General features: G+C 58.7%; 23 protein-coding genes. 12 read left to right on the top strand and 11 right to left on the bottom strand.

Annotated features, from left to right (window positions below; genetic code table 11):
* Positions 1-1221: an efflux RND transporter periplasmic adaptor subunit gene (locus tag Mag101_RS15945; RefSeq protein WP_232325222.1), complete on the bottom strand. Its 1221-nt coding sequence runs from the start codon at positions 1219-1221 to the stop codon at positions 1-3.
* Positions 1222-1549: 328 nt separating this feature from the next.
* Here Mag101_RS15945 and Mag101_RS15950 point away from each other — a divergent pair, with 328 nt between their 5' ends.
* Positions 1550-3898 carry a Tex family protein gene (locus Mag101_RS15950; protein ID WP_077407296.1) on the top strand — a complete coding sequence of 783 codons (2349 nt, stop codon included), beginning with the start codon at positions 1550-1552 and terminating at the stop codon, positions 3896-3898.
* A gap of 90 nt (positions 3899-3988) precedes the next feature.
* Here the strand turns inward: Mag101_RS15950 and Mag101_RS15955 are convergent, their stop codons facing one another.
* The 4 genes from Mag101_RS15955 to ampC form a co-directional block, all read right to left on the bottom strand.
* Positions 3989-4660 carry an RluA family pseudouridine synthase gene (locus Mag101_RS15955; protein WP_077407299.1) on the bottom strand — a complete coding sequence of 224 codons (672 nt, stop codon included), beginning with the start codon at positions 4658-4660 and terminating at the stop codon, positions 3989-3991.
* A gap of 139 nt (positions 4661-4799) precedes the next feature.
* Entirely contained in the window at positions 4800-5489 is a 690-nt protein-coding gene (locus Mag101_RS15960) for a TetR/AcrR family transcriptional regulator (protein WP_077407301.1), read from the bottom strand.
* A 225-nt stretch (positions 5490-5714) separates the two neighbouring features.
* The gene (locus Mag101_RS15965; protein ID WP_077407304.1) at positions 5715-6491 is read right to left on the bottom strand and encodes a 4'-phosphopantetheinyl transferase family protein; all 777 of its coding nucleotides are present in this window, start codon (positions 6489-6491) and stop codon (positions 5715-5717) included.
* A gap of 47 nt (positions 6492-6538) precedes the next feature.
* On the bottom strand, positions 6539-7753 hold the full coding sequence (ampC, locus tag Mag101_RS15970) for a class C beta-lactamase (RefSeq protein ID WP_077407308.1): 1215 nt from the start codon (positions 7751-7753) through the stop codon (positions 6539-6541).
* Positions 7754-8100: 347 nt separating this feature from the next.
* Between ampC and Mag101_RS15975 the strand changes: the two genes are divergently transcribed.
* A complete protein-coding gene (locus Mag101_RS15975; protein WP_198040012.1) occupies positions 8101-8628 on the top strand; it encodes an NUDIX hydrolase in 528 nt (175 codons plus the stop codon).
* A 23-nt stretch (positions 8629-8651) separates the two neighbouring features.
* Here the strand turns inward: Mag101_RS15975 and hutG are convergent, their stop codons facing one another.
* Both hutG and hutI read right to left on the bottom strand, forming a co-directional pair.
* The gene (gene hutG / locus Mag101_RS15980; protein WP_077407315.1) at positions 8652-9605 is read right to left on the bottom strand and encodes a formimidoylglutamase; all 954 of its coding nucleotides are present in this window, start codon (positions 9603-9605) and stop codon (positions 8652-8654) included.
* Positions 9589-10818, bottom strand: coding sequence for an imidazolonepropionase (gene hutI, locus Mag101_RS15985; RefSeq protein ID WP_077407318.1), 1230 nt, complete (start codon positions 10816-10818; stop codon positions 9589-9591). The genes hutG and hutI overlap by 17 nt, the downstream gene beginning before the upstream one ends.
* Positions 10819-11206: 388 nt before the next feature.
* On the opposite strand from hutI, the gene hutC reads away from it, so the two are divergent.
* The 3 genes from hutC (at position 11207) to hutH (ending at position 15475) form a co-directional block, all read left to right on the top strand.
* Positions 11207-11944 carry a histidine utilization repressor gene (gene hutC / locus Mag101_RS15990; RefSeq protein ID WP_077407322.1) on the top strand — a complete coding sequence of 246 codons (738 nt, stop codon included), beginning with the start codon at positions 11207-11209 and terminating at the stop codon, positions 11942-11944.
* A 254-nt stretch (positions 11945-12198) separates the two neighbouring features.
* Positions 12199-13890, top strand: a complete 1692-nt coding sequence (hutU, locus tag Mag101_RS15995) for a urocanate hydratase (RefSeq protein WP_077407325.1) — start codon at positions 12199-12201, stop codon at positions 13888-13890.
* Positions 13891-13924: 34 nt separating this feature from the next.
* Positions 13925-15475: a histidine ammonia-lyase gene (hutH, locus tag Mag101_RS16000; RefSeq protein ID WP_077407328.1), complete on the top strand. Its 1551-nt coding sequence runs from the start codon at positions 13925-13927 to the stop codon at positions 15473-15475.
* A gap of 86 nt (positions 15476-15561) precedes the next feature.
* On the opposite strand, the gene Mag101_RS16005 is transcribed toward hutH, so the two are convergent.
* The 3 genes from Mag101_RS16005 to Mag101_RS16015 all read right to left on the bottom strand — a co-directional run bounded on the left by Mag101_RS16005 (position 15562) and on the right by Mag101_RS16015 (position 17081).
* Positions 15562-15849, bottom strand: a complete 288-nt coding sequence (locus Mag101_RS16005) for a superinfection immunity protein (protein ID WP_157520450.1) — start codon at positions 15847-15849, stop codon at positions 15562-15564.
* A gap of 105 nt (positions 15850-15954) precedes the next feature.
* Positions 15955-16587: a hypothetical protein gene (locus tag Mag101_RS16010; protein WP_077407331.1), complete on the bottom strand. Its 633-nt coding sequence runs from the start codon at positions 16585-16587 to the stop codon at positions 15955-15957.
* On the bottom strand, positions 16584-17081 hold the full coding sequence (locus Mag101_RS16015; protein ID WP_077407334.1) for an RNA polymerase sigma factor: 498 nt from the start codon (positions 17079-17081) through the stop codon (positions 16584-16586). Before Mag101_RS16015 ends, Mag101_RS16010 begins: the two co-directional genes overlap by 4 nt.
* A gap of 285 nt (positions 17082-17366) precedes the next feature.
* Between Mag101_RS16015 and Mag101_RS16020 the strand changes: the two genes are divergently transcribed.
* The 7 genes from Mag101_RS16020 (at position 17367) to Mag101_RS16055 (ending at position 26234) form a co-directional block, all read left to right on the top strand.
* The gene (locus tag Mag101_RS16020; RefSeq protein ID WP_077407337.1) at positions 17367-17768 is read left to right on the top strand and encodes a MerR family transcriptional regulator; all 402 of its coding nucleotides are present in this window, start codon (positions 17367-17369) and stop codon (positions 17766-17768) included.
* Between the two features lie 44 nt (positions 17769-17812).
* Positions 17813-18982, top strand: a complete 1170-nt coding sequence (locus tag Mag101_RS16025) for an isovaleryl-CoA dehydrogenase (protein ID WP_077407340.1) — start codon at positions 17813-17815, stop codon at positions 18980-18982.
* A gap of 173 nt (positions 18983-19155) precedes the next feature.
* Positions 19156-20763 carry a carboxyl transferase domain-containing protein gene (locus Mag101_RS16030; RefSeq protein ID WP_077407343.1) on the top strand — a complete coding sequence of 536 codons (1608 nt, stop codon included), beginning with the start codon at positions 19156-19158 and terminating at the stop codon, positions 20761-20763.
* A 51-nt stretch (positions 20764-20814) separates the two neighbouring features.
* Positions 20815-21612 carry an enoyl-CoA hydratase/isomerase family protein gene (locus tag Mag101_RS16035; RefSeq protein WP_077407346.1) on the top strand — a complete coding sequence of 266 codons (798 nt, stop codon included), beginning with the start codon at positions 20815-20817 and terminating at the stop codon, positions 21610-21612.
* 211 nt (positions 21613-21823) lie between these two features.
* Positions 21824-23827 (top strand): acetyl/propionyl/methylcrotonyl-CoA carboxylase subunit alpha, encoded by a 2004-nt coding sequence (locus Mag101_RS16045; protein ID WP_077407352.1) that lies wholly within the window; start codon positions 21824-21826, stop codon positions 23825-23827.
* A 114-nt stretch (positions 23828-23941) separates the two neighbouring features.
* Positions 23942-24862 (top strand): hydroxymethylglutaryl-CoA lyase, encoded by a 921-nt coding sequence (locus Mag101_RS16050; RefSeq protein ID WP_077407356.1) that lies wholly within the window; start codon positions 23942-23944, stop codon positions 24860-24862.
* A 112-nt stretch (positions 24863-24974) separates the two neighbouring features.
* Positions 24975-26234 carry a DUF945 family protein gene (locus Mag101_RS16055; RefSeq protein ID WP_077407359.1) on the top strand — a complete coding sequence of 420 codons (1260 nt, stop codon included), beginning with the start codon at positions 24975-24977 and terminating at the stop codon, positions 26232-26234.
* 130 nt (positions 26235-26364) lie between these two features.
* Here the strand turns inward: Mag101_RS16055 and Mag101_RS16060 are convergent, their stop codons facing one another.
* Positions 26365-26718: a DUF4870 family protein gene (locus Mag101_RS16060; RefSeq protein WP_077407362.1), complete on the bottom strand. Its 354-nt coding sequence runs from the start codon at positions 26716-26718 to the stop codon at positions 26365-26367.
* Positions 26719-26819 lie beyond the last annotated feature (101 nt).

The following is a 26819-nucleotide window of genomic DNA, read 5'->3' on the forward strand; positions in this document are numbered from 1 at the left end:
TTAATAGGCTCCCTGCGCGGATGCAGAGCTGCCACTGGCAGTTTCCGCACTCTCACTCTGCGGTTCATCGGACGGCTTCTCGGACTGCTCACCCAGATAAATGCCGGACGGCTTTTCATTCAGTGGATTTGGGCTCAGTACCATGCCCTCGCGGGAATAGCCGAGACTGGAAATGACTACCTTGTCCCCGGCATTGATGTCGCCGCGCAACCAAACCTGGTCGCCGGCGGCCTGCAGCAGCTGCACATCCTTAAAGCCCAGCTGATTCTCTTCGTTCAGCACCAGAACATGGTCACCTTCGTGCAGGGCCTGACGCGGCAGCAGGGTGATGTCGTCGTAGGTTTTACCGGCAATGTGCGCTTCCACGAACAGACCGTTGATCAGCGGTGCATCGCCCTGATACGGGTTCGGCACCTGGGCCACGGCGTACACGAAGCGGCTGTTGGGATCGATCGCCGCCTCGGTGCGCACGATCTGACCTCGCCACTCGCGGGGCTGACCGGCGAGGTTGGCACTCAGGCGCACCGCCGGGCCATTCTCAATAGCGCGACCAAGGGGCAGCTCGAGGAGCGACAATTGGTGGTCGGTCAAAGGCAGGCGCACTTCGGCGATGCCCACACTGTGGATACGGGCGAGCTTGGTGCCCGCAGTCACGTACTGGCCGATGTCTACCAAAGTTTCCACCACACGGCCGGCAAACGGCGCTTTGACCGCGGTGCGCTCCAGGTTCAGCTTGGCCTGGTCGCGATCGGCCTTGGCGGCTGCAAGCTCCGCCTTGGCCGCAGCCAGCTGTGGCTTGCGCAGGAACAGATTGTTGGCGGCCTCACTGCCCAGGTCGCGCCATTCGCGCTTGGCCTGCTTGGCACGCCCTTCTTCCTGGGCCAGGGCCGCCGCGGCATTGGCGACCTGCGACTGGGAGCGGGTCAGCTGATGACGGTAGTCAGCGGGCTCGATTTGCAGCAGGGAATCGCTTTTTTGGAAGAAGCCACCGGCAACAAAGCCGTCACTGACACTTTCGATGACACCACCCACACGGGCCACAACTTCAATCTCGTGGCGGGCATGTACCGAGCCCTGACTCGGTACCAGCAGGGTGTGGCGGCCGGGCTCGGCATACAGGATATCCGCCACCGGCGGCACCGCAGCTTCGGCAACTTTTTCCTCTGGCTTCGGGGCAAGGGCGATGACTGCAGCTACCGCAGCGCCACCAATTAGAACCACAAGACCCAAAACTTTATTCTTGCTAGAGCGTTTGTTCGAAGGATTCACAGCTGTCCCATTGATCAAAATTTAACTAGTTGCGCATTCTACAGGGCTGACAGCGTATTGGAACCAGTGCCAGCTTCAGAACACCGCAGCAAAATTCCAGTTGATCGCAAACCGTCAGCAGGCGGCTTCCGCACTGAGAAATCGAACCACTTTCCACCTTGGTGACCGCCGCCGCATGGCCCATAATGGCCGCCGATTTTTTTGGTCGGGCACGAGCTGTCAGCTCTCGATTTCCCCACCGCAAAACACCTGATGTGACATTGAGGAAGTAGATAACAAGATGTTGGATATCAACGCCCGTATCGCCGAAGAACTGAACGTGCGCCCACAACAGGTGGCTGCCGCCGTGGGACTGCTGGATGAAGGCGCGACCGTGCCCTTTATTGCCCGCTACCGGAAAGAGGTGACCGGGGAGCTGGATGACACCCAGTTGCGCACCCTGGAAGAGCGCCTGCGCTATCTGCGCGAGATGGAAGAGCGCCGCGCGGCCATCCTGAAAAGCATCGACGAGCAGGGCAAACTTACGCCCGAACTGGCCCAGCAGATCAACGCGGCCGATACCAAGAACCGCCTTGAAGACCTCTACCTGCCTTACAAGCCCAAGCGCCGCACCAAGGGCCAGATCGCCATCGAAGCGGGCCTCGAACCACTGGCCGACGACCTGTACGGCAACCCGGCACTGAACCCGGAAGAAGAGGCGCAAAAATACCTCAATACCGATAACGAAGACGCCGCCCTGCATGTGAAAGACATCAAGGCCGCGCTTGACGGTGCCAAGTTCATCCTCATGGAGCGTTTCGCCGAAGACGCCGAGCTGCTGGGCAAGCTGCGTGACTTCCTGAGTCGTGATGGTCAGGTAAAGTCCAAGCTGCTGGATGGCAAGGAAGAGGAAGGCGCCAAGTTCCGCGACTACTTCGAATACGGCGAAGACTGGTCCAGGGTACCGAGCCACCGCGCGCTGGCAATCTTCCGCGGCCGCAACGAAGGCATCCTGGCCATCAATCTGGGACTGGAGGGCGACGAAGAGCGCCCGGCCACCGCCGGACATCCCTGCGAAACCGTGATTGCGCGCCATGTGGACATCGAAGACCAGGGCCGCCCCGCCGACAAATGGCTGGGTGAAGTGGTGCGCTGGACCTGGCGCATCAAGCTGCTCACCAGCCTGGAAACCGACCTGCTGGGTCAGCTGCGCGAAAAAGCCGAAGAGGAAGCCATCAAGGTCTTCTCCCGCAACCTCAAGGATCTGCTACTGGCCGCCCCCGCTGGCCAAAAGGCCACTATCGGCCTGGACCCGGGCCTGCGTACTGGGGTGAAAGTGGCCGTGGTAGACGCCACCGGCAAGGTGCTTGACCACACCGCGATTTACCCCAACCCGCCGCAGAACAAACTGGCCGAGTCCGCCGCGGTCATCGCCGCGCTGTGCAAGAAATACGACGTGGGCCTGATCGCCATCGGCAACGGCACCGCCAGCCGCGAGACCGACAAGTTTGTCGGCGAGACCATCAAGCAGTTCAAACTGACCGCACAGAAGGTAATGGTGAACGAGGCCGGTGCATCCGTGTACTCCGCCTCCGAGTTTGCCGCCAAGGAATTCCCGGATCTGGACGTAACCATCCGCGGGGCAATTTCTATCGCCCGCCGCCTGCAGGACCCGCTGGCGGAGCTGGTGAAGATCGAGCCCAAGTCCATCGGTGTGGGCCAGTACCAGCACGACGTGTCCCAATCCCAGCTGGCCCGCTCCCTGGACGCGGTAGTAGAGGACTGTGTGAACGGCGTGGGTGCCGAACTGAACTCCGCCTCCGCTCCGTTGCTGACCCGTGTGTCTGGCCTGAGTGCATCCATTGCCGCAAACATCGTCACCTATCGCGATATGAACGGTGCCTTCAAAAACCGCGACCAGCTGAAAGAAGTCCCGCGCCTTGGGCCCAAGGCTTTCGAGCAGGCCGCGGGCTTCCTGCGCATCAATAACGGCGAGAATCCGCTGGACCGTTCCGGGGTACACCCGGAGTCCTACATCGTGGTCAAGCGTATCGCCGAGAAGAACGGCCGCGAGATCAACGGCCTGGTCGGCGACTCCGCCTTCCTGCGCCGCCTGAACCCGGCGGACTACACCGATGAGAAGTTCGGTGTACCGACGGTGAAAGACATTATCAGTGAACTGGAAAAACCCGGCCGCGACCCGCGCCCGGAATTCCGCACGGCCAAGTTCGAGGACGGTGTCGAGGAAATCAAAGACCTGCGCCCGGGCATGGTACTGGAAGGCACCGTCACCAACGTCACCAACTTCGGTGCCTTTGTGGATATCGGTGTGCACCAGGATGGCCTGGTACATATCTCTGCGCTGTCGGAGAAGTTCGTCAAAGACCCACACGAAGTGGTCAAGGCGAACGACATCGTCAAGGTGAAGGTGATGGAAGTGGACGTGGCGCGCAAGCGTATCGGCCTGTCCATGCGCATGTCTGACGAGCCCGGCGAACAGGGCAGCGGCGGCGTGAAGCGTGGTGATCACCGTGAAAGCCGCCAAGCCCAGCGGCACAATAACCGCAGCCGCCAGCAACAGGGCGGCGGCAACGGTGGACGCGGCAGTATGGGCGACCTGCTGGCGGCGGCAATGAAGGGTAAGAAGTAGTTACCCAGGTAATAAGTACGGGTAATAATCCCGAGCAATAAAAAAGGGCGATCCACTGGATCGCCCTTTTTCGTTTGGGTATCTGTAAACCTAGGGACCGAGCTCGAGAAAATCTTCTCCGGGGTTACACAAAAAGTGCACCTCCTTTTCCAGTACCGGGTGTTCGAAGCCCAGCTCCTGTGCATGCAACAAAAGCCTCGATGCCGCGGCGCGTGCCTCGGGTTGTGCGTAAAACGGATCGCCGAGTATTGGATACCCAAGGGCCTGCATGTGCACCCGCAATTGATGTGAGCGACCGGTTACCGGGGTCAGCTTTATTAAACTGGTGCGCCCGTCGCTGTCGAGTTTTTCCCAGCGGGTCAGGGACCGCTTGCCAGATTCAAAACAGACCTTCTGCCGCGGCCGATTTGGCCAGTCGCAAATAAGCGGCAGATCGACTTCGCCCTCATGCTGCGCGGGCTCGCCCCAGACCCGCGCCAGGTAACTTTTCTCTACCTTTCGATTCTGAAACAGGGTGCTCAACTGTCGGTGCACCTCAGCCCCCAGCGCCATCACCACCAGACCCGAGGTATCCATATCCAGCCGGTGCACAATCAATGCCTGTGGATATTCTTCCTGCGCGCGCAGCGCCAGACTGTCTTTGTGCGCAGGATCGCGGCCGGGCACGGTGAGCAAGCCGCTGGGCTTATCCAGCACCAACAGGTGGGCATCGCTGTATACGACATCCAGAAGGGGATCAGAGGGAGGATTGTAGGGGCGCAAAACTCGGGCTCGGCTATCAGTCAACAATCAGTCGGCTATCAATCGGGAATGGGCCGCAAGCTTACGCAATTTTGCGCGGCCGCGCATTTGGCGGCCGGACTAGGTATTCAGAAACAGCGGGTCAGACTAGTTAGACGAGTTAAACTAGAAAGCCGCGCAGCATACGCACCAGCACGTCGCGGCTGGACTGCCCCTTGATACCGACGCTGGTGACTTGCGAGAACTCCAGGCTCTGGATCATCCACAGGAACATCTGTGCATCCAAATCGGGAGAGCGGGTTGCCAGCGGCGCAATAAATTCGCGGGCGTGGCCAGTGAGCTCGTCGTTGTAAGACTGGATCTCTTTGGCCAATGCAGGGGACGGGTGCTGCTCGTACAGGTATTGGCACTCAATCTGTAACTGGCGCAAACGGGTAGTAGGGCCGGTATCGATGAGCTGGGCAAAAATATCCGCGAGTCCCTCAATATAAGCATCGCGATCCGCCAGCTCGTTCTGGTCGTCCACACATCTCGCCAGCAATTCAGAATAGGACACCACGATACCCATATTCACGGGTTCCATGGACTTTCTGTACTCCCGGAAAGCCTCGACCAGGATATTGTCGATGGTTCCGAAGTAATAGGTGGTCATCGCCAGCTGCACACCCGCTTCACTGGCAATCGACCGGTGAGACAGGGCTGCCAGCCCCTTGCGCGCGATGAGATCCAGAGTGGCATTGAGAATTTTCGCCATGGCGACTTCACGCTTCTCTGCCTTCTTGTTCACAGAGGAGGGCTTAGCGCTGGGGGCTGTGGGCGTGTTCTCGCCAGCTCCGCTGCTGGAAACCATGTCGAAACCTCAAGAGAGTAAAATCAGGGCACTAAATGCACGGAATACGAACCCTATACAATGGTCAATTATTGGTCAATCGTACAAGGTTTATGCTAGCTTGGCGCCGTATACAGCGCAATGCTGTGAATTGCGCCAAACCTCGCAGAAATAACCGCCCTTTAGTAATTTCTACGCATTATCTGCGTCTGCAGATTCATTTTGCTGCGCTTTGCGAAAAGCGCATTATTGCGGGTTAGCGACACGCCCCAGCGTCAGGGTTTCTATCCCGACTGACAAGACACGGAAGGAAACCAAATAATCTCTCTGCAATTGGTACCTTCGTGCAAAATCGTCGCGCAATTGCAGCACCAGATTGCGTTTATCCATATCGACGGATACCAGCCTCGCGCAGTCGAATCCAAAGTAACACTGCACAGTCGGGTACAGCGCCTTGAACAGGCTCTCCTTGGCCGAAAAGATCAGGGTCGCCGCCTGCGCGGAGGGCAGGTGCACGTCGGCGAGTCGCGTCAGCTCGTCCGCATCCAGAATGGAACACGCTACCTCTTCGTACACGTTCTGGGTCATCCAGTTTTCACGGTCGATGCCCAGGTAGTGCAGGCGCGTCTTACTTGCCAGCACACAGGCGGCCTCGCTACCGCAGTGAGTGATACTGCCCACCACCCCTTTCGGCCACACCGGATCGCGCCGTTCGCCGATGCCTATGTGCGGCGCTTCCCGATTCGGCGAGTGGAGTTCGCCAAGTATGCTGTGGGCGAGATAACGACCCGCAAGGAATTCTGCCTGACGCTGCGGCACCGCCCGCGCAATCTGAGCGGGCAACAGGATGCCGGCTTCTGCAAAGAGTGAGGGCTGGTATCGATCGACATCGAAACCACAACCGGCTTGATAGAAGCCCGCGGAGTCGTGATGCTCACAGGTTGGATCCAGAATAAACCCACTGCGCACCAGCGCGCTGGCAGACGACTTCGCTGGTGCTTGCTGTTCTGATGTAAGGCTCATCCGTTCATTCTGCGGCAGATCCGGCCGCACGTAAAAGGTGCTACCGATTATTCTGTAGCATCAGCGGGTTCTGCCACAACCGCGGGCAGCAGCGACTGCAACAGGGCATACAGCATCTCGACGCGTGCCTGATTGGGAAAGTATTTATTCGCCAGCATCACAAAACCAAACCGCTGCTGGGGAATAAACGCAACATAGGTGGAAAAGCCCCCGGTGGACCCCGTCTTGTTAATCAGCACATTTTGCTGTGGCGCCATGGGCGGCTGGATTGCATCTACCGGCCGGTCGCCGTTGATGTTCTTCCAGTTGTTGCCCGCGAGCAGCCGGGTTCGTTCCAGCGGCAGGGCATACTGCTCCCAAACCATATCCTGCACGTAATACTTGGTGCTGAAATAACCGCTGCGCGTTTTTTCCAGTGCCCGTTGCAGGTCTTCATCGACCTTCACCAGTTGCATCTGCGCGGCAATATAGCGGGTCAAATCTGCGGCACTGGCGCGCACGCCATAGGCCTCTTCACCGAGCAGGCCCATATTTACCCGCACCGGCTCGTGTCGCCGATTGTGCCCCTCGGCGTAATCCAGCATTTTTTCAGCAGGGACCTGCACGTAGGTCTCAGACAAACCCAGGCCACGAAAAATATGCTGATCCATTGCCTCGGCAAACGGCTGGTTCAGGCTGCGTGCGGCAACCAGGCCCAGCAGGCCGCTACCCGGATTGGAATACGTCCGTTTGCTGCCGGGGCTGTACTGCGGTTGCCAGTCGCGAAAATAACTGAGCAACTGTTCCTCGTCCTGCACCTCCGATGGAACCTGTAGCGGGAAGTGCCCAGCGGTGTGGGTGGCGAGATTGAGTACCGATACGCGATCCATGGCACTGCCGCGCAGCGGCGGCAGGTAAGTGCTCACAGGCTTGGCAAAATCCAGTGCCCCTTTGACTTCTGCGTATGCTGCCAGTGTGGCGGTAAAGGTCTTGCTGACCGACCCCACCTCGAACAGTGTGTGCTCGGTTATTGGCGCGCCATCCTCCAGCGCGGTTTCTCCCAAGTTGAAAAAGTGCGCTTCGCCATCGATGGTGAGGGCCAGCGCCATACCTGGCACCTGATATTTCTCCACCACGGGCTGAATCGCTTCGACCACTGCGGCTTCCAGCTGATCCGCGCTAATTTTCACGCCAGACTCTGCGTTCGCCATACCTCCCAGGATAACGCCGGCACCGGCAACCAGACTCTTCAGCGAGCGTGAAGTAAACAGAGAGAGCGACATCTTGTCTTCCTTATTGTGCAGACTACCTGGCGACGGAAACTCGTGGGCGTGTTTTTTGTCTGACCATATACCCGGGATAAAGTGCAGTTTAGCCGGAATAACTTCCCGCCTTAGTGCCTGCACCTTAAATGTGCATACAAACTAGCGCTCGAAACATGCCACCACTGTCGGATACACTTTACCCACTGTGCACTCAGCCTCAGAACCTCCGCAATGCAACGGGCTCTGGCGCTTGGTTTTGAGTCATTAATGACCGCGAGATAAGCCGTACCGGACCCATGCGATCTTTCGTCTTAAAAAGCTTTCTCTTTCTGCTGGTACTCGGTGTACTGGCGGCAGGGGCATTCGTGGCTTTTCCGGGACTGAAGTACGAGCTGTACCGCAAACTTCCCCCCAAGATCCGCTGGAATATTTCCTACGCCCTGACAGACAAGTTTGTGGTGGGGATGGTGTATTTCGTCGAGCGCAATAATCAACTGCTGCTGGTGCGCCACACCTATCAGGACAAGTGGTCCCTGCCCGGTGGCTGGGTGGAGCGCAATGAATCGTTTGAAGAATCGGCGCGCCGCGAACTGCGCGAAGAGCTGGATATCAAGATCGACGATTTCGAGGTGCTCGAAGTCGACAAGGTACCGCGCTCGGGGATTATCAATATCGCCATTCGCGGGCGCTTGAAAGACAAGCAGGTGGCGATCCGCGACGGTGAAATCTATGGCTACCGCTTCTTTGACCTACACCGCCTGCCGGAAGATGTGATTTACACCCACAAGCCCTATATCAAGCGCTACCTGGATGCGCGGAGGCCACCGCGGCAATTGCCGGTGGAAGAGCCGGCACCGCCCTCGCCACCGGAACGGCAGTTACCGTCACCCTGATGCTACCGCGGGCGGTATCCGCATCAGCCCTTTATGCCATTGGCAATCTGAAACACTACCCGTGCGGCGGTGCGCGCTGCGTGATCTTCAATGTCGAAGTAAGGGTTAAACTCGGCGATGTCCGCCAGACAGACCTTCTTCGATTCCAGCACCGTATCCAGCAGCGGCTCGAACAACTCGAAGGCCACACCGCGACCGGCGGGAGCACTCACCGCAGGCATGACCGCCGCGGGCAGGAAGTCCAGGTCGATGGTCAGGTACACGAAATCCACGCGGTCGATAAAGTCGGCGATCTGCCGCTGTACCAGCTCGATACGCCAGGGCACGATCTCCCGATCAGAAATGACCTGCGCACCCAGCTCTTCTGCACGCTGATACAGCGCCGGGGTATTTGCGGTTGCCGCAGCGCCGACGCAGAGGTAATTGAATGGGCGGCCATTCAGGTCGCACTGTTCCGCGATCTGATAAAACGGGGTACCGGATGAACCCTGCGGGGCCGGCAGTCGGATATCCAGATGGGCGTCGAAATTGATAATACCCAGGGTTTTGTCCCGGTGCTGCTCACGCATCCAGCGCGCGATACCCTGGTAACTGCCGTAGGCGATCTCGTGGCCACCACCAAGCACCATGGGAAAGTGCCCGGCACTCATAAGTTCGGTAATCCGCGCGCCAAGCATCGCCTGCCCGGATTCCAGATCGTCCTTTTCCACGCGCACATTGCCCGCATCGTACAACGGCGGACTGAAGGTCTTGGGCAAGTTGGCCAGCGCCAGACGCAGGATGCGCGGGCCCTTGGCGGCACCGATACGCCCCTTGTTGCGGCGCACACCTTCGTCACTGGCAAAGCCAAGAATCGAGAATCCCGGCGGACTGTCCAGATGCAGCGGCACTATGTCCTGGTGCCAGCGCTTACCCGCCTGGCCGTCTTCACCATCAACGCGGCCACTCCACAGGCGCATATCAGCCAGCTGTAACATGTTGTCCCCCTAAAAACATTTCCGCGGGTTTCAGCGCACCCACCTCATAGGCAAGCTGGTCCGGCGTTTCCATCGGCCACAGCGCCATATCTGCGCGCAGCCCCGGGCGTAACACGCCCCGCGAGCAACAAATCCCCAGTGCGCGCGCCGCGGAACGCGTCACGCCGGCGAGCGCTTCTGCCGGGGTCAGCCCGAACAGGTTACAGCCCATATTCATCATCAAACGCAGCGAGGCGATCGGACAGCTACCCGGATTTAAATCGGTGGAAATCGCCATGGGCACGCCGGCCGCACGCAACTTGTCCACCGGTGGTACGCGGGTTTCCTTCAGTGTGTAAAAGGCCCCGGGCAGCAATACCGCAGCGGTACCACTCTCCGCCATCGCCGCGACATCCTCGTCGGTAATGTATTCAATATGCTCCACCGACAACGCGCCGGCACAGGCTGCCATCTTGGTGGCGCCGGTGGAGGCGAGCTGTTCCGCGTGCACTTTGACCGGCAAATCGAGCTTGCGTGCCGCGCTGATTACGCGCTGGCACTGCTCCACTGAGAAGGCGATGTTTTCACAAAACATGTCCACCGCATCGGCCAACTGTTCCCGGACGACCGCAGGCAAAATTTCGTTGCACACCAGGTCGATGTATTCGTCGGCGCGACCATCGTACTCCGGTGGCAGGGCATGGGCGGCGAGGCAAGTGGTGAGGATGTTCACCGGGTAGTGCTGGGCGAGGCGGCGCGCCACGCGCAGCTGCTTCAATTCATTGTCGAGGTCGAGGCCATAGCCGGATTTGATTTCCAGGGTGGTGACCCCTTCGCTCATCAGGGCTTTCAGACGCGGCTCAGCGGCGTGGTAAAGCTCTTCGGCACTGGCGGCGCGAGTAGCGCGCACGGTAGACAGGATGCCGCCGCCGGCGCGGGCGACATCTTCGTAACTTTCACCACCCAAACGCCGGGCGAATTCGCTGGCACGGTGGCCACCGTATACCAGATGGGTGTGGCAGTCGATCAGTCCCGGGGTCAGCCACTGCCCCTCACCATCAATCACCAGGTCCGCCGCAGTTTCCGGCAGTTCCCGGCGCGGGCCGATCCAGACAATTTTGTTGCCCGTGACCGCCACCGCGGCGTCTTCCACCGCACCATAGGCGCCGGGCAGAGACGGATCCATCGTGGCCGCGTGGACATTAGTAATCAGAAGATCACAGCGTTCAGTCATAGTCGCTCACTGAATTGGCGTTATTTGTAACCATAGCCCTGTTGGGGGGATTTGGCGCGGATTCTCACTTGGAGCACTGGCCTCGCATTGTGGCGGGCAGTCACTGGGGTGGGGCTTTCGGGACCGCTGTAAACCCATCCCTGGGCGCTGCGGCACAAACATCCTGTTTGTGACGCTCCCGAAAACCCCACCCCAGCGCCAGCCCTTCAGAATAAGCACCTGCACTCCGCTCAGTTTTTCAGATTCGAGCAGCTGAGAGCCCTGCCCTCTAGGCCAACTATTGACAGCCAGCCTCACCGAATCCATAGTTGGCCCCAACCGAGCTTGTATATACAAGAATGTACAAGATGGTAGCCACTTTAACCGAGCAGGCAAAGACCACACAAGTATGAGCAGTCAGATTTCTATCACGACCACCGGAGCCAGCAGCCAACCGCGCTATGCCGCAATCAAGGCACACATCCGCGCGCAGATCGAATCCGGTGAGTGGCCGGCTCACTTTCGTGTGCCCTCGGAGAACCAGCTCGCCCAAGACTTCAACGTCAGCCGCATGACCGCCCGTCGCGCCCTGTCAGAGCTCACCGACGAAGGCGTGCTCATCCGCTCCCAAGGCCTCGGTACCTTCGTGGCAGAACCGGTACCGGCCGGTTCTCTGTTGGAAGTCCGCAATATCGCCGACGAAGTTGCCGCACGTGGTCACAGCTACGGTAATCGCATTCTGAAATTAGAACAGACCACCGCCAGCACGGAAGTGGCCGTTGCCCTGGGGCTCGCCGAAGGCGCGGCGGTGTATCACTCGATCATCGTGCACTTGGATAACGGCCTGCCAATTCAGTTCGAAGAACGCTATACCAACCCCACACTGGTGCCGGAATACCTGCAACAGGACTTCAGTGCGGCCACACCAAATGAATACCTGACCCGCGTGGCCCCTTTGACCGAAGCCGATACCACGGTAGAAGCCATTGGCGCTGACGTCACTGTGGCAGAGGCTTTGGAAATCACTAGCGGAAACGCCTGCCTGCAGATCTGGCGGCGCACCATGAGCCGTGCGGGCACTGTGAGTTTTGCACGGCTGGTACACCCGGGAAATCGATACCGACTCGGGGCACAGCTGAGGTTTTAGAGGGCCTGCCACTACGCAGTACAGAAGCCGAATTGAAGGCAGGCTGCCGGGTAAGAGTTTTCAGGATCGTCGTCGCCATGGATGGCGGCGCCGAAGCGTACATGGATGTACTCGCTGGGGGGCGCCTAGCCCGGTCCTGAAAACTCTTACCCGGTGGCCTGCCGCCACAAGACACACAAATGAACCCCGGGGCCAAAAGCCCCAAGAAACTCCAATTCAAACTATCCAGAGAATTTGGAACAGACGAGGCAACCATGACCGACAAACGTCACGACCCTAGCCGCAAGATTGCCGCACCCACCGGCACCAAACTAAATGCAAAAAGCTGGCTCACCGAAGCCCCGCTGCGCATGCTTATGAACAACCTGCACCCCGACGTTGCCGAACGCCCAGAAGACCTCGTGGTATACGGCGGTATCGGCCGCGCCGCGCGCGACTGGGAGTGCTACGACAAAATCGTCGAAGTGCTGCAACGCCTCGAAGATGACGAAACCCTGTTGGTGCAATCCGGCAAACCCGTCGGCGTATTCAAAACCCACGCCGACGCGCCTCGTGTACTGATCGCCAACTCCAACCTTGTACCCCACTGGGCCAACTGGGAACACTTCAACGAGCTGGATAAAAAAGGCCTCGCCATGTACGGCCAGATGACCGCTGGCTCGTGGATTTACATTGGTTCCCAAGGCATTGTTCAGGGCACCTACGAAACTTTCGCCGCGGTAGCGCGCAAACATTTCGACGGCGGAGCTACAAGCGGAAGCGGGGCAAGAGGCAAATGGGTTCTCACCGGTGGCCTCGGCGGCATGGGCGGTGCCCAGCCACTCGCCGCCACCATGGCCGGCTTCTGCATGATCGCCGTCGAGTGCGACGAAACCCGCATCGACTTCCGCCTGCGCACCGGTTATGTGGATAAAAAAGCCACCAGCCTCGACGAAGCCCTGGCGATGATCAACGACGCCATGGAAAAAGGCGAAGCCATTTCCGTGGGCCTGCTCGGCAACGCCGCCGACGTCTTCCCGGAAATTGTCGAGCGCGGCATCCTCCCCGATTGCGTTACCGACCAGACCTCTGCCCACGACCCGCTGAACGGCTACCTGCCGAAAGGCTGGAGCATGGAACACGCCGCCGAGATGCGTCAGAAAGACGAAGCGGCCGTGGTAAAGGCTGCGAAAAAATCCATGGGCATTCAGGTCGAAGCCATGCTCGCTCTACAGGAACGCGGTGCGGCCACACTCGACTACGGCAACAACATCCGCCAGATGGCCTTCGAAGTAGGTGTGGAAAACGCCTTCGACTTCCCGGGCTTTGTACCCGCCTATATCCGCCCACTGTTCTGTGAAGGCATCGGCCCGTTCCGCTGGGCAGCCCTGTCCGGCAACCCGGAAGATATTTACAAAACCGACGCCAAGGTAAAGGAACTAATCCCGGACAATCCGCAACTGCACAACTGGCTGGATATGGCGCGCGAGCGCATTCAGTTCCAGGGACTGCCGGCACGTATCTGCTGGGTAGGCCTGAAAGACCGTGCGCGCTTGGCGCTCGCCTTTAACGAAATGGTGGCCAACGGCGAACTGGAAGCCCCGGTAGTAATCGGTCGCGATCACCTGGACAGCGGCTCCGTTGCCAGCCCCAACCGCGAAACCGAATCCATGATGGACGGCAGCGACGCCGTCTCCGACTGGCCCCTGCTGAACGCACTGCTGAATACCGCCAGCGGCGCCACCTGGGTCAGCCTGCACCACGGTGGTGGTGTGGGCATGGGCTTCTCCCAGCACTCCGGTGTGGTGATTGTGTGTGACGGAACCGAAGCCGCGCGCAAACGCATCGAACGTGTGCTGTGGAATGACCCGGCCACCGGTGTTATGCGCCACGCCGACGCGGGCTATGACATCGCCAAGAACTGCGCACGGGAGCAGGGCCTCGACCTGCCGATGCTCAAAGACTAAAAAATTTTGCGAAGAGATTTGCGGTAGAAAGATTATGTATCAACTGGAAATTATCCCGGGCCAATTGAGCCTGGAACAACTGCGCCGCGTTGCACGGGAACCGGTGCAGCTGTCGCTACACAAAGACGCCCACGCGGCCATCAAGGCCTCGGCAAAAACCGTGGCGGATGTGATCGAACAGGGCCGCACCGTATACGGCATCAATACCGGATTTGGCCTGCTGGCCAACACCCGTATCGAAAAGAAAGACCTGGAAACCCTGCAGCGCGCCATCGTACTGTCGCACGCGGCCGGTACCGGCAACTTTATGGATCCCAACACCGTGCGCCTGCTGATGGTATTGAAGATCAACTCCCTCGCGCGCGGTTTTTCCGGCATCCGCCTGGAAGTGATCGAGGCTCTGATCAAGCTGGTAAACGCCGGCGTTTACCCGGCAATTCCGGAAAAAGGTTCCGTGGGTGCCTCCGGCGACCTGGCGCCGCTGTCGCATATGAGCGTGGTACTGCTTGGCGAAGGTGAGTGCTTTATCAATGGCGAACGCAAGTCTGCCGCCGAGGGCCTGAACTTTGCCGGCATGACGCCGCTGGTACTGGCGCCGAAGGAAGGGCTGGCACTGCTGAACGGTACCCAGGCCTCCACTGCCTTCACACTGGAAGGCATGTTTGCTGCGGAAGATCTGTTTGCCAGCGCGGTGGTAACCGGCGCACTGACCCTGGAAGCGGCCAAGGGCTCACGTCGCCCGTTCGACGACCGCATTCACGCAGCGCGCGGACAGGTTGCCCAGCGCGACGTCGCCGCCAGCTACCGCGACCTGCTCGGCACGGCCAGTGACATCGGCGACTCCCATGAAAACTGTGAAAAGGTGCAAGACCCCTACTCCCTGCGCTGTCAGCCACAGGTAATGGGCGCGTGCCTGCAGCAGATCCGCTTTGCCGCCGAGGTATTGCTGGCGGAAGCCAACGGTGTTTCCGATAACCCGCTAGTGTTTACCGACGAGGAAAACCCGGAAAACTCCGACATCATTTCCGGTGGTAACTTCCACGCGGAGCCGGTAGCCATGGTTGCCGACAATTTGGCCCTGGCCATTGCCGAAATCGGTTCCCTGTCCGAGCGCCGCATGGCGCTGCTGATTGATTCCAACCTCTCCGGCTTGCCACCCTTCCTGGTGGACAACGGCGGGGTGAACTCCGGCTTTATGATTGCCCAGGTGACCTCTGCAGCGCTGGCCAGTGAAAACAAAACCTTCGCCCATCCAGCGAGCGTCGATTCACTGCCTACCTCCGCCAACCAGGAAGACCATGTTTCCATGGCCACCTTCGCCGGTCGTCGCCTGCGCGATATGGCCGACAACACTTGCGGGATTCTCGCGGTGGAATTGCTGGCCGCTTGTCAGGGCCTCGACTTCCGCGCGCCACTGAAAACCACCGACAAACTAGAAAATGCCAAGGCCGCCCTGCGCGAGCGCGTACCTTTCTATGACAAGGACCGCTACTTCGCGCCGGACATCGAAGAGGCCAAGCAACTACTGGCGAGCGCCTATTACCGCGATTATCTGGCCACAGAAATGTTGCCCAGCAATCAGTAATTAGTCTGCCGCCGAGCTTCGCTTATACGCAGTGTTCATTTGCGTATGAGCGAAGGCCTTACTACTTATGCCTTAGCCTGCAAAGGTTAGCTGGCGGATACCTGCTGGGACTCGTACTTCTTCGCCAGCTTGCCGCTGAGCTTTCCCGTCACCGCCCACACCAGTAACGCTACCCAGGCAATCCACGACAGTCCTGCGGGCACATTGGCGAGAAAGATTTTCCCCAAATGCTTGCGATTGAAAAAGATCGCCAGCAGGCTCGGCAAAAACCACACCGCAAAGAAAAACACCACAAAGATCGCGGTCTGCACTGGGTCCAGTCCCGACAGTAGCTCGAGGAAATCCTGGGTTTTTTGTTCAAGGTTCGACAACATAAGCAAGGTCTCTATATCTGATGGAAAATTGAATCAGGTTGTTCGATCGACGTTTGCTTTAGTACCGGTGAACAAAACTTTCTTACAACTTATTTTCTGATTTTTTTACTTTTCGTTGATCGCCTTATTTTCTCGCTGCCAGCGATCAATCTGCTGTGCGCTGCGCTGTATACGGCGCCAATACCACAGGCTCCACACAGCCATCGCCAGGGTAAAAACACCGAGCAGGCCAATGCTGGCTGCACTGTCTTGCCCGAAGATGGGCTCCAGCCAACCAAATTGCGACAGCCACTGCCACAGCGCAAGAATCACCAGCTCTGCTATAAACAGCAGCCATGCGAATTGCAGGGTGCGACGCTTGCGCACCAACCGCAGCCGCGCGCGCTCCAGATACGCCTGCGTGGTTTCTTCCAGCGGCGCCGACAAGCCTCGACGATTGGAGACCGAGAACGCCATTGCCCCGATCAACAACACCAGTACCAGCAGCGCACGCCACGGTGCGTCGCGCACCTCACTGGTCAGCATCAGGTAAATTCCGAAAAACCCGACCACTATTGCCGCGCCCCATTCGAGCAGCGCGTACAAGCGCATCTTCCGCTCCTCGCGACGAATCCTGCTGCGAATAACGTCTGGTACCGGCGGCGCAACTGTCGTCTGTTGCCACACTTCCGCGAGGGCCTGCAGCTCGTCATTTTCTGCCGTATCGTTTGTCAGCTTGTTGTTTGCGTCGCCACTCATACCGTCTTACCCAATTTTGTATTCAAGCGCTCGCGGGCACGATTCAGGCGCACCGCCACATTGGATTCACTAATACCCAACACTTCGGATATCTCGCTGTAGCTGAGCCCCTCAAAGCGCAGGCTCAGTACCTGGCGCATGCCCAGTGGCAGCTGCGCCACCGCGCGCATCAGCCTCTCTGCATCCCGCGCCTGAATCAGACTGCCCTCCGGTCCCGGCCGCTCGTCACACACACTTTCCAGCAGGTCGCTGTCACCAGTGTCACGTCGTCGGACCAACTGGGTCACGCTGCGGTTGTGGGCAATGCGGTAGACAAAGGTGCGCAAGCTCGAATCGCCGCGGAAATTCGGCAGTGCCCGCCAGATGGCCATCCAGATCTCTTGCACGAGATCTTCCTGCTCCGACCGATTGCGCACGTAGCTACCCGCGACACGGGCAATACCGCCGCCGCATTCATCCACCAGCTGCTGAAAGATCTGTTCCCGAGTGTCCAAGTTATCGTTATCTATCCGTTGAAATGGGCCGCTGGGCCATCACTGGCAGCGGTTGATACGGGCTACTGTACCCAGCGGGACGAAAACCTTACATAAAATTTCCCGCTTTCAGCGAAAACATTACCTCCGCTACAGGTCCCGCAGTCTCTGCACCCTGGCGCCCAAATCACCCCCACCTGCGCCCCATGAAGACGACAAAGACTATTTCGGTCACATTCCGGCCCATATTGACGTTTACGTTAACGTAAACGTCAACTAGACTTCGGGAAGATCAGAGGACCGCAAATGAACGCCACCGCCACCAATAGCGCCGACAGTTTCAGCATTTCTGAGCTGGCCCAGGAGTTCGGGATTACCACCCGTACCATCCGCTTTTATGAAGACAAGGGGCTGATCAGCCCGGAGCGGCGTGGGCAGACACGGGTTTATTCCCCGGAAGACCGGGTGCGCCTGAAGCTAATCCTGCGCGGCAAGCGTCTGGGATTCTCTCTGGATGAGAGCCGGGAAATCATCGATATGTACGACCCGGCCCACGGCAATGTAGAGCAGCTCAGCCGCCTGCTGGAGCGTATCGAAAGCAAGCGCGAGCAACTGCGCCAGCAGCAGCGCGATATCGAGAAGATGCTCGCGCAGCTGGATGACGCCACCGCCCGCACCCAGGCGGCCCTCAAAGAACACAGTAACTAATTTCAACCTAATAACACTCTGACTGAGTCATCGCGGAGCAACCCATGAATACGCCTTACCCAACTCTCAACTTCGGCCTCGGCGAAGACATCGAAATGCTGCGGGATATGGTCTACAAGTTCTGTCAGGCAGAACTGGCCCCGCGCGCAGCACAGATCGACGAAGACAACCTGTTTCCCGCGGATATGTGGAAGAAGTTTGGGGAACTCGGCCTGCTGGGCATGACCGTGGAGGAAGAATACGGCGGCTCGAATATGGGTTATCTGGCCCACGCGGTGGCGATGGAAGAAATCTCGCGCGCGTCGGCCTCTGTCGGCCTGTCCTACGGCGCGCACTCCAACCTGTGTGTAAACCAGATTCGCAAGAACGGTACCCCGGAGCAGAAAGCCAAGTACCTGCCGAAGCTGTGTTCCGGTGAGCATATCGGTGCGCTGGCCATGAGTGAACCGAACTCGGGCTCCGATGTGGTGAGCCTGCAGTTGAAGGCGGAAAAAAAGGGGGACCGTTTCATCCTGAACGGCAACAAGATGTGGATCACCAATGGTCCGGATGCGCACACCTATGTGATCTATGCGCGTACCGAACCGGGCATCAGCTCCGGTGGTATCACGGCATTTATCGTGGAACGCGGGTTTAAAGGTTTCTCCCAGGCGCAGAAGCTGGACAAGCTCGGCATGCGCGGCTCCAACACTTGTGAGCTGGTGTTCGAGGACTGTGAGGTGCCGGAAGAGAATATTCTGGGTCAGCTAAACGGTGGCGTGCGCGTGCTGATGAGCGGCTTGGATTACGAGCGCACCATCCTCTCTGGTGGCCCGGTCGGTATTATGCAGGCGTGCATGGATGTTGTTGTGCCGTACATTCACGAGCGCAAGCAATTTGGCAAGGCGATCGGTGAGTTCCAGCTGATGCAGGGCAAGATTGCGGATATGTATGCGGACCTGAATGCGAGCCGCGCGTATCTGTACGCGGTGGCTCAGGCTTGTGATCGCGGTGAGGATTCGCGCAAGGATTCTGCGGCAGTAATCCTGTTTACTGCGGAACGTGCCACGCAGATGGCACTGCAGGCGATTCAGACCCTGGGCGGCAATGGCTATATCAACGAATACGCCACCGGCCGTCTGCTGCGCGATGCCAAGCTGTATGAGATTGGCGCGGGTACTTCTGAGATTCGTCGCATGTTGATCGGGCGCGAGTTGTTTAACGAGACCCGATAACTTTTTGAAATTCCGTGGCGGTGCTGCCGCCGTAGCCGCTTTTCCAGACACGCCGTGAACCCATCCATGGGGGCTCTTCTAAAACATCCCTGTTTTAGAAGGTCTGGAAAAGCGGCTACGGCGACAACACCTTCGCATCCAGGTTCTGACTACGAATTGGCCTCGTATTTTTTATGAATCAGATTCAGACCAAGATTAATTCCCGCGACCCCGCGTTTGCGGAAAACCGCGAACAGATGCAAAGCATCGTCGACGACCTGCGGGAGAAACTGGAAACCATCGCCAAGGGCGGTAGTGAGCGCGCGCGCGAGAAGCATGTATCGCGTGGCAAACTGCTCCCGCGTGATCGTATTGATGCACTGCTGGATCCCGGCAGCCCTTTCCTGGAGTTCTCACAGCTCGCCGCCTTCGATGTGTACGGTGAAGACGTGCCAGCGGCAGGAATTCTGACCGGTATCGGTACCGTATCCGGCCAGCCCTGTGTGATTGTGGCCAACGATGCAACGGTGAAGGGTGGTACCTATTATCCGCTTACCGTGAAGAAGCACCTGCGTGCACAAGCCATTGCCGACGAGAACAATCTTCCGTGTATTTATCTGGTGGATTCTGGTGGCGCCAACCTGCCGCGGCAGGATGAGGTGTTCCCGGATCGCGAACATTTCGGGCGCATCTTCTTTAATCAGGCGAACTTGTCGGCAAAAAACATCCCGCAAATCGCGGTGGTGATGGGCAGCTGTACCGCCGGTGGTGCCTATGTGCCGGCCATGGCGGATGAGTCCATTATGGTGAAGGAACAGGCCACCATATTCCTCGCTGGCCCGCCGCTGGTAAAAGCCGCTACCGGCGAAGAGGTTACTGCCGAAGAGCTGGGTGGTGCCGAGGTACACTGTAAGACTTCCGGGGTTTCCGATCACTTCGCCAACAACGATACCCATGCGCTGCAGATCGCGCGCAATTCTGTGGCCAAGTTGAACCGAGTCAAGAGTCCGGGTCTGGACATCAAGAAACCGATCGAGCCGATATACCCGCCAGAAGATATCTACGGAATTGTGCCGACGGATTCACGCCAGCCTTTCGACGTGCGCGAGATTATCGCGCGCGTGGTGGACGGTTCTGAGTTTGACGAATTCAAAGCGATGTACGGCACCACTCTGGTGACCGGCTTTGCGCGTATTCACGGTTACCCGGTGGGCATCGTCGCCAACAACGGCATCCTGTTTGCCGAGAGCGCACAAAAAGGGGCGCACTTTATTGAGTTGTGTGCACAGCGCAACATTCCGCTGGTATTCCTGCAGAACATCACCGGCTTTATGGTGGGCAAGCAATATGAAGCCGGCGGTATCGCCAAGCACGGCGCCAAGATGGTGACCGCTGTGGCCACCGCCAAGGTACCCAAGATCACGATTTTGATCGGCGGCTCTTTCGGTGCCGGCAACTATGGCATGTGCGGCCGAGCCTACGACCCCAACTTCCTGTTTATGTGGCCCAACGCGCGTATCTCCGTAATGGGCGGTGAACAGGCAGCCGGCGTACTCGCGCAGGTCAAGAACGACCAGATGGCGGCAAAAGGCGAGAGCTGGAGCGAGGAAGAAATCGCCAAGTTCAAGCAGCCGATCATCGACGATTACGAACACCAGGGGCACCCTTACTACGCGTCGGCACGCCTGTGGGACGACGGTGTGATCGACCCCAAAGATACCCGCACGGTACTGGGTTTGTGCTTGGCCGCGGCCACCCACAAAGAACCCGAGGAAACCAAGTTCGGCGTTTTCCGCATGTAGAATGTTGGCTGCGCTGGCTAACCCTCTACCTATACGAATTAAGGAAAGAACATGACCGATAAAATGCTGTGCGAGATCGATAACGAAGGCGTCGCGACGGTAACCCTGAACCGTCCCGAGATTCACAATGCCTTTGACGACGATCTGATTCGCCAGCTGGGCGAGACCTTCGACAAGCTCGCCAATAGCGGCGGCGTACGCGCGCTGATTCTCGCCTCCAACGGCAAAAGCTTCTCCGCTGGCGCCGACCTGAACTGGATGAAGCGCATGGCGGAGTACAGCGAAGAGCAAAACCGCGAAGACGCAGCGGCGCTCGCGGCCATGCTGCACAAACTGGATCAATTCCCCGCACCGACCATCGCGCGCGTGCAGGGTGCAGCTTTTGGTGGCGCCGTTGGATTGGTGAGCTGCTGCGATATCGCCATTGCCACCGAACGTGCCAGCTTCTGCCTGAGCGAAGTGAAAATCGGCCTGCTGCCCGCCACCATCAGCCCCTATGTGATCAACGCTATCGGCGCGCGTCAGGCACGCCGCTACTTCGTCACCGCCGAGCGCTTTTCCGCAGCGCGTGCCCAGGAAATCGGGCTGGTTTCGGAAGTGGTTGCAGAAGGCGATCTGGACCTGACCGTACAGAAACTGGTGAACAGTATTACCGACAACGGTCCCAACGCCGTCACCATGGCCAAGCAGCTGGCCATGTCCATGTCCAACCGGGTAATCAATTCGGAACTCCAGGGCCAGACCAGTGCACTGATTGCCGCCGTGCGGGTTTCCCCGGAAGGCCAGGAAGGATTGAGTGCGTTCTTGGAAAAACGCGCACCCAGTTGGATGAACACCAGCGAAGACTGAAAAGCACAGCAAAGCTTACGCAGTACAGAAGCCTAAATTGAAGGCCGGGTAGCGGAGGCGAGTTTTCAGGATCGTCGCAAACAGGAAGTTTGCGACGAAGCGCCCAGGGATGGGTTCACAGCGCTCCTGAAAACTCGCCTCCGCTACACGGCCGCCAGAAAAGCCGGAACAGAGCTCCACCAAGAGCGCGAAAAACCAAACAGAGCCAGCCATGATTCGCAAACTGCTGATCGCCAACCGCGGCGAAATTGCCTGTCGCATTATCCGTACCGCACGCCGTCTCGGCATTGCCACTGTCGCGGTCTATTCCGATGCAGACGCCAATGCCCTGCACGTACAGCAAGCCGACGAAGCCGTGCACCTAGGCCCCGCGCCCGCAAAAGAATCCTATCTGGACATCGACAAGGTCCTCGACGCAGCCAAACGCACCGGCGCCGACGCCATTCATCCGGGCTACGGCTTCCTGTCAGAGAATGCGCACTTCTGCCGCGCCTGTGAAGAAGCCGGCATTATCTTTGTCGGTCCTCCCGCCGGCGCCATCGAAGCCATGGGCTCCAAGTCCGCCGCCAAGCGCATTATGGAAGAGGCCAATGTGCCACTGGTCCCGGGCTACCACGGCCAGAGCCAGGACCCAGGTATTCTCGAAGGTCACGCCAACCGCATTGGCTATCCCGTTCTGTTGAAGGCAGCCGCCGGCGGCGGCGGCAAAGGCATGCGCCGTGTAGACAAGCCAGACGAGTTCCACGCCGCACTCGAAGCCGCCAAGCGCGAAGCGCAGAACGCCTTCAGTGATGACATCATGCTCATCGAACGCTACGTGGTGAATCCGCGCCATGTGGAAATTCAGGTGTTCTGCGACAAACAGGGCAAAGGGGTTTACCTGTTTGAACGCGACTGCTCCGTACAGCGCCGCCATCAGAAAGTGGTGGAAGAAGCCCCAGCGCCAGGCCTGCCAACAGAAACCCGCAAAAAAATGGGCGAGGCCGCGCTGCGCGCCGCGCACGCAATCGGCTATGTCGGTGCCGGCACCGTGGAATTCCTGTTGGATGCCGGTGGCTCTTTCTACTTTATGGAAATGAATACCCGCCTGCAGGTAGAGCACCCCGTCACCGAGATGATTACCGGGCAGGACCTGGTGGCATGGCAGCTCGCCGTCGCCGCCGGCGATCCCCTGCCACTTGCACAGGACGACCTGCATATCGTCGGCCACGCATTTGAAGTGCGCATTTACGCGGAAGATCCGGACAACGATTTCCTGCCGGCCACCGGCAAGCTGTTACGCCACCAGCCGCCGCCGGAAACCCAATCCGTGCGCGTGGATACCGGCGTGCAGACCGGCGATGAAATCAGCGTGCACTACGACCCGATGATCTCCAAGCTCATCGTGCATGGCAGTAACCGCCGCGAAGCGCTGGCAAAACTCGATCGCGCGCTGCAGCACTACCAGATTGCCGGCCTGCGCCACAATATTGAATTTTTGCGCAGGGTGATCAATCACACCGCGTTTGTGAACGGCCGCGTGAACACCCATTTTATTGAGGATCACGAACAGGAAATCCTGCAACAGGAGCAGCAACTGCGTTCGCAGCAGTGTGCTGCCATTGCCGTGTTTCTTGCCCATCGCGAAACCCGCGATCAGCACCGCTCCGCCCCCAAGGCAGACACGCACTCACCGTGGCACAGCGGTAACAACTGGCGCAACGGCCTGACGGTGTGGCGCAACCAGACGGTGGAAGTACACGGGCGCGAAATCGAGATTCATTTTTCCGGCGGTGAGCAAAACCTGCACTGGCGATGCAACTCGGCCGTCGACAATCAGAGCGGTACCGTTTCCGCGCTGCACGGCCAGGGAGTCGCCGTACTGGACGGACGCCGGGTGAATTATTCCAGCGTATCCCACGATAATGAAGGCACGGTATTCGTCAGCGGCGAGCAGGTCGACTTCAAAATCCTGCCACCGGATATCGGCGAAGGAACCGATGCGGCACACGGACTGGAAGCGCCGATGAACGGCACCATTGTCACCCTACTGGTGGAGCCCGGCGCACAAGTCGCACAGGACGAACCGCTGCTGGTAATGGAAGCGATGAAGATGGAACACACCTTGCGCGCACCGGCGGACGGCACCGTGACCCAATTCTTTTGCGCACCGGGCGAACTAGTCGACGGTGGCAGCCTGCTGATCGATTTCAGCAGTGAGACAGTCGAGACCTAACAGCCCACGTACAGCGAGCCAGGCACAGCAAGCCATGTACAGCAAGCCATGTACAGCAGGTGGGGCGACCCGCCAAGCGCAACCAGTGAAGAATACCCAACGAGGTTCAAGGCAATGTCACTGCCCGACAAGGTAAAAATGGTCGAAGTCGGTCCACGCGACGGACTGCAAAATGAAAAGCAGCCGATTTCGGTAGCGACCCGCGTGCAGTTGATCGACCTGCTGAGCGACAGCGGCCTGCAGGTCATCGAGGCAGGCAGCTTTGTCAGCCCAAAGTGGGTGCCGCAAATGGCCGCCAGCGAAGAAGTCCTTGCTGGTATCCGGCGCGCCCCCGGCATTACCTACAGTGCGCTCACCCCCAACATGGTCGGGTACGAGCGCGCCCGGGACGCCCAGGCCGATGAAGTCGCGGTATTCGGTGCAGCCTCAGAAAGCTTTACCCGCAAAAACATCAACTGCTCAATCGAAGAAAGCCTCGAACGCTTCCGCCCGCTGGCCGAGCAAGCTCGCATAGATGGCATCCCGGTGCGCGGCTATGTGTCCTGTGTGCTTGGCTGCCCTTACGAGGGCGATATTCCCGCGGCAAAAGTTGCCGAGGTCAGTCGCGCCCTGCTGGATATGGGCTGCTACGAAATCAGCCTCGGCGACACCATCGGCGTCGGCACCCCGGAGAAAGCGCGCCACATGATCGAGACGGTCGCCCGGCAGGTACCGCTGGAAAAACTCGCGGTGCACTTCCACGACACGTATGGTCAGGCGCTGGCAAATATCTATGCAGCGTTGCAGGCCGGTGTGAGCGTGGTGGATTCCGCGGTCGCCGGCCTCGGTGGCTGCCCCTATGCGCGCGGCGCCTCGGGCAATGTAGCCAGCGAAGATGTGCTCTATATGCTCGACGGACTGGGTATCCACACCGGTGTGGACCTGGCGCGACTGGCCAAGGCGGGCAATTTTATTTCCCGCGCATTAGAGCGCGAGAGCAACTCGAAAGTAGCGCGCGCCATCTCCGGTGAGAGCGGCTGTATCGAAGGGGATTAAAAGGGGATTAAGTTGCCCCGCAAATACCCCCTGCGCGGATCACGGGGTCACTAGATTCATCTTGATCTGCTACTATCGGGCGCTCTTATCCAATCGCCTGAAATTTGTCCGCATGAAAGTCTTACGTTTTGGCCTTGTCGCCGTCACCGCCCTGCTGTTACTGGCTGCCCTGATCGCCCCCCGCCTGATCGGGCCCCAAGTGGAAACTGTGCTGCAACAGCAACTCAACCAGCAAGACAATATCGAACTGACCGGCTATCAGCGCGGCTGGTTTGGCGCCGAGGCGGTGACCCTGCTCACCGGCAAGGACGGCAAGACCGAAACCCAGAGCGAGATCCAGCACGGCCCAGTACTGTTCACCCGCAGCGGCCTCAAGGTCGGCGCCCTGTACGCGGAAACCCGCCTGACCGGCAAGCAGCTGGAGCCCTCCCTGCGCCACCAACTGGAGGCCTACTACGGCCCGATAAGCCAAGTGCTCGATGACAGTCCAGTGGTGGTCGAAACCCTCGTTGCCACCAACAATCGTGTGATCAACACCCTGCACCTGCAACCCATCGATCGCAACGTGGCCGATCAGCAAATCCAGTTTGCCGGGGGCAAGATTCGCCTGGTGACCGATTACATGGGTCAGCAGCAAGATAGCCGCTTCGAACTGGGTGAGTTTGTGCGCATGGACGGCCACCGCGAGGCGCTGTACCTGCAATCCGCCAGTGGCGACTTTACTCTGGCGCCAACCGGCGCAGGCACCCTGCAGGTCAAATTGCCACTGGTGCGGACCAACAACGATTCCGGCCCTCTGGAACTGCGCGATGTTGTACTGGACTATACCGGTGAGCTGGTTGCACCGCAGACCCTCAAGGTGCAAACCGCCTTAAACCTACCGGACATTCAGTCCGCCACACCGGCCAGCAGCCTGACGCAGCAGCTTCACCTGCCTGCAGTCACCTATGACGATCTGCACCACTTTCTGTACAGCCTGCTGCTAAAGCCCTCCGCCGAGCGCAGCTGGCCGCAGGTGTTCGAGCGCCCACTCCAGGCGCAACAGCAACTGGATATCGCCACCGCGAATGGGCCCATGCAACTGCAATTGGATGTGGACTGGAAAGGGGTTCCGCGCAATCAGCGAGTACAGAACGACAAACTGTTCTGGCTGGACAGTCTGGAGGGCAGTGCGAACATTTCTGCGTCCGAGCAGGCGCTGATGCAATCGCCGCTGATCATGCAGGCAAGCGCGCTAAAGCAGTACGGCTTTTTGCTGGAAGAGAACGGCCAGCTGACCATGCACCTGCAACTGAATAAAGGTGTTCTGGCGGTTAACGGCCAGCAGCTGCCCGCGGACCTGTTTGTACTTGCGCTGATGGGCGGGCTCTAAACCACACTCTGCTGTATTTTGCAGACAAAAAAAGAGCGGCCAATTGGCCGCTCAACGGTTTTCTCTCACCGTTTATCATTACAACTTCAATTCATTTACCAATCGACGCTGCGACTTAAGACTCTATGACTTAAGAGTAAGCAGGGCGATTGTCTGCCAGATTTAACCAGCCCCGCACTACGCGATAGACCACCCAAATCCAACTGATTCCCCAGACCACAAAACCGATCAGAATCCATACTGTCGCCCAGCCGATCACAAACCACAGCAAGCTGTACCAGAAGGTGCGGATTTGCCAGCGGAAATGGGACTCGGCCAAGGTACCGCGCACATCACCGCGCTTCACATAGTTGATAATTACACCAACAAAGAAGGGGACCGCGGTGAAAATACTGATCGCCTGAATCAGGTACACCAGAGTGGCGATGTCGCGGGCAGAGCGCTCGCGTTCCGTTTGTTGCTCGACAGGGTACTGCTCGGACATGGCTCGACTTCCATTTATTCGCATTCATTAAACCAGCGCTAAGTGTAAGCGCTATTGCCACTCAGGATAACCACTGCCCGCGGCTACCCATCGCGGCAATC

Origin of the sequence: Microbulbifer agarilyticus, assembly GCF_001999945.1 — a bacterium.
Classification (GTDB): Bacteria; Pseudomonadota; Gammaproteobacteria; order Pseudomonadales; family Cellvibrionaceae; genus Microbulbifer; species Microbulbifer agarilyticus_A.

Coding starts and splice junctions, on each gene's coding strand:
- Mag101_RS15950 (WP_077407296.1), top strand. CDS start 1,550: ATGTTGGATATCAACGCCCGTATCGCCGAAGAACTGAACGTGCGCCCA.
- Mag101_RS15960 (WP_077407301.1), bottom strand. CDS start 5,489: ATGGTTTCCAGCAGCGGAGCTGGCGAGAACACGCCCACAGCCCCCAGC.
- Mag101_RS15965 (WP_077407304.1), bottom strand. CDS start 6,491: ATGAGCCTTACATCAGAACAGCAAGCACCAGCGAAGTCGTCTGCCAGC.
- ampC (WP_077407308.1), bottom strand. CDS start 7,753: ATGTCGCTCTCTCTGTTTACTTCACGCTCGCTGAAGAGTCTGGTTGCC.
- hutG (WP_077407315.1), bottom strand. CDS start 9,605: ATGTTACAGCTGGCTGATATGCGCCTGTGGAGTGGCCGCGTTGATGGT.
- hutI (WP_077407318.1), bottom strand. CDS start 10,818: ATGACTGAACGCTGTGATCTTCTGATTACTAATGTCCACGCGGCCACG.
- hutC (WP_077407322.1), top strand. CDS start 11,207: ATGAGCAGTCAGATTTCTATCACGACCACCGGAGCCAGCAGCCAACCG.
- hutU (WP_077407325.1), top strand. CDS start 12,199: ATGACCGACAAACGTCACGACCCTAGCCGCAAGATTGCCGCACCCACC.
- hutH (WP_077407328.1), top strand. CDS start 13,925: ATGTATCAACTGGAAATTATCCCGGGCCAATTGAGCCTGGAACAACTG.
- Mag101_RS16005 (WP_157520450.1), bottom strand. CDS start 15,849: ATGTTGTCGAACCTTGAACAAAAAACCCAGGATTTCCTCGAGCTACTG.
- Mag101_RS16010 (WP_077407331.1), bottom strand. CDS start 16,587: ATGAGTGGCGACGCAAACAACAAGCTGACAAACGATACGGCAGAAAAT.
- Mag101_RS16020 (WP_077407337.1), top strand. CDS start 17,367: ATGAACGCCACCGCCACCAATAGCGCCGACAGTTTCAGCATTTCTGAG.
- Mag101_RS16025 (WP_077407340.1), top strand. CDS start 17,813: ATGAATACGCCTTACCCAACTCTCAACTTCGGCCTCGGCGAAGACATC.
- Mag101_RS16030 (WP_077407343.1), top strand. CDS start 19,156: ATGAATCAGATTCAGACCAAGATTAATTCCCGCGACCCCGCGTTTGCG.
- Mag101_RS16035 (WP_077407346.1), top strand. CDS start 20,815: ATGACCGATAAAATGCTGTGCGAGATCGATAACGAAGGCGTCGCGACG.
- Mag101_RS16045 (WP_077407352.1), top strand. CDS start 21,824: ATGATTCGCAAACTGCTGATCGCCAACCGCGGCGAAATTGCCTGTCGC.
- Mag101_RS16050 (WP_077407356.1), top strand. CDS start 23,942: ATGTCACTGCCCGACAAGGTAAAAATGGTCGAAGTCGGTCCACGCGAC.
- Mag101_RS16055 (WP_077407359.1), top strand. CDS start 24,975: ATGAAAGTCTTACGTTTTGGCCTTGTCGCCGTCACCGCCCTGCTGTTA.
- Mag101_RS16060 (WP_077407362.1), bottom strand. CDS start 26,718: ATGTCCGAGCAGTACCCTGTCGAGCAACAAACGGAACGCGAGCGCTCT.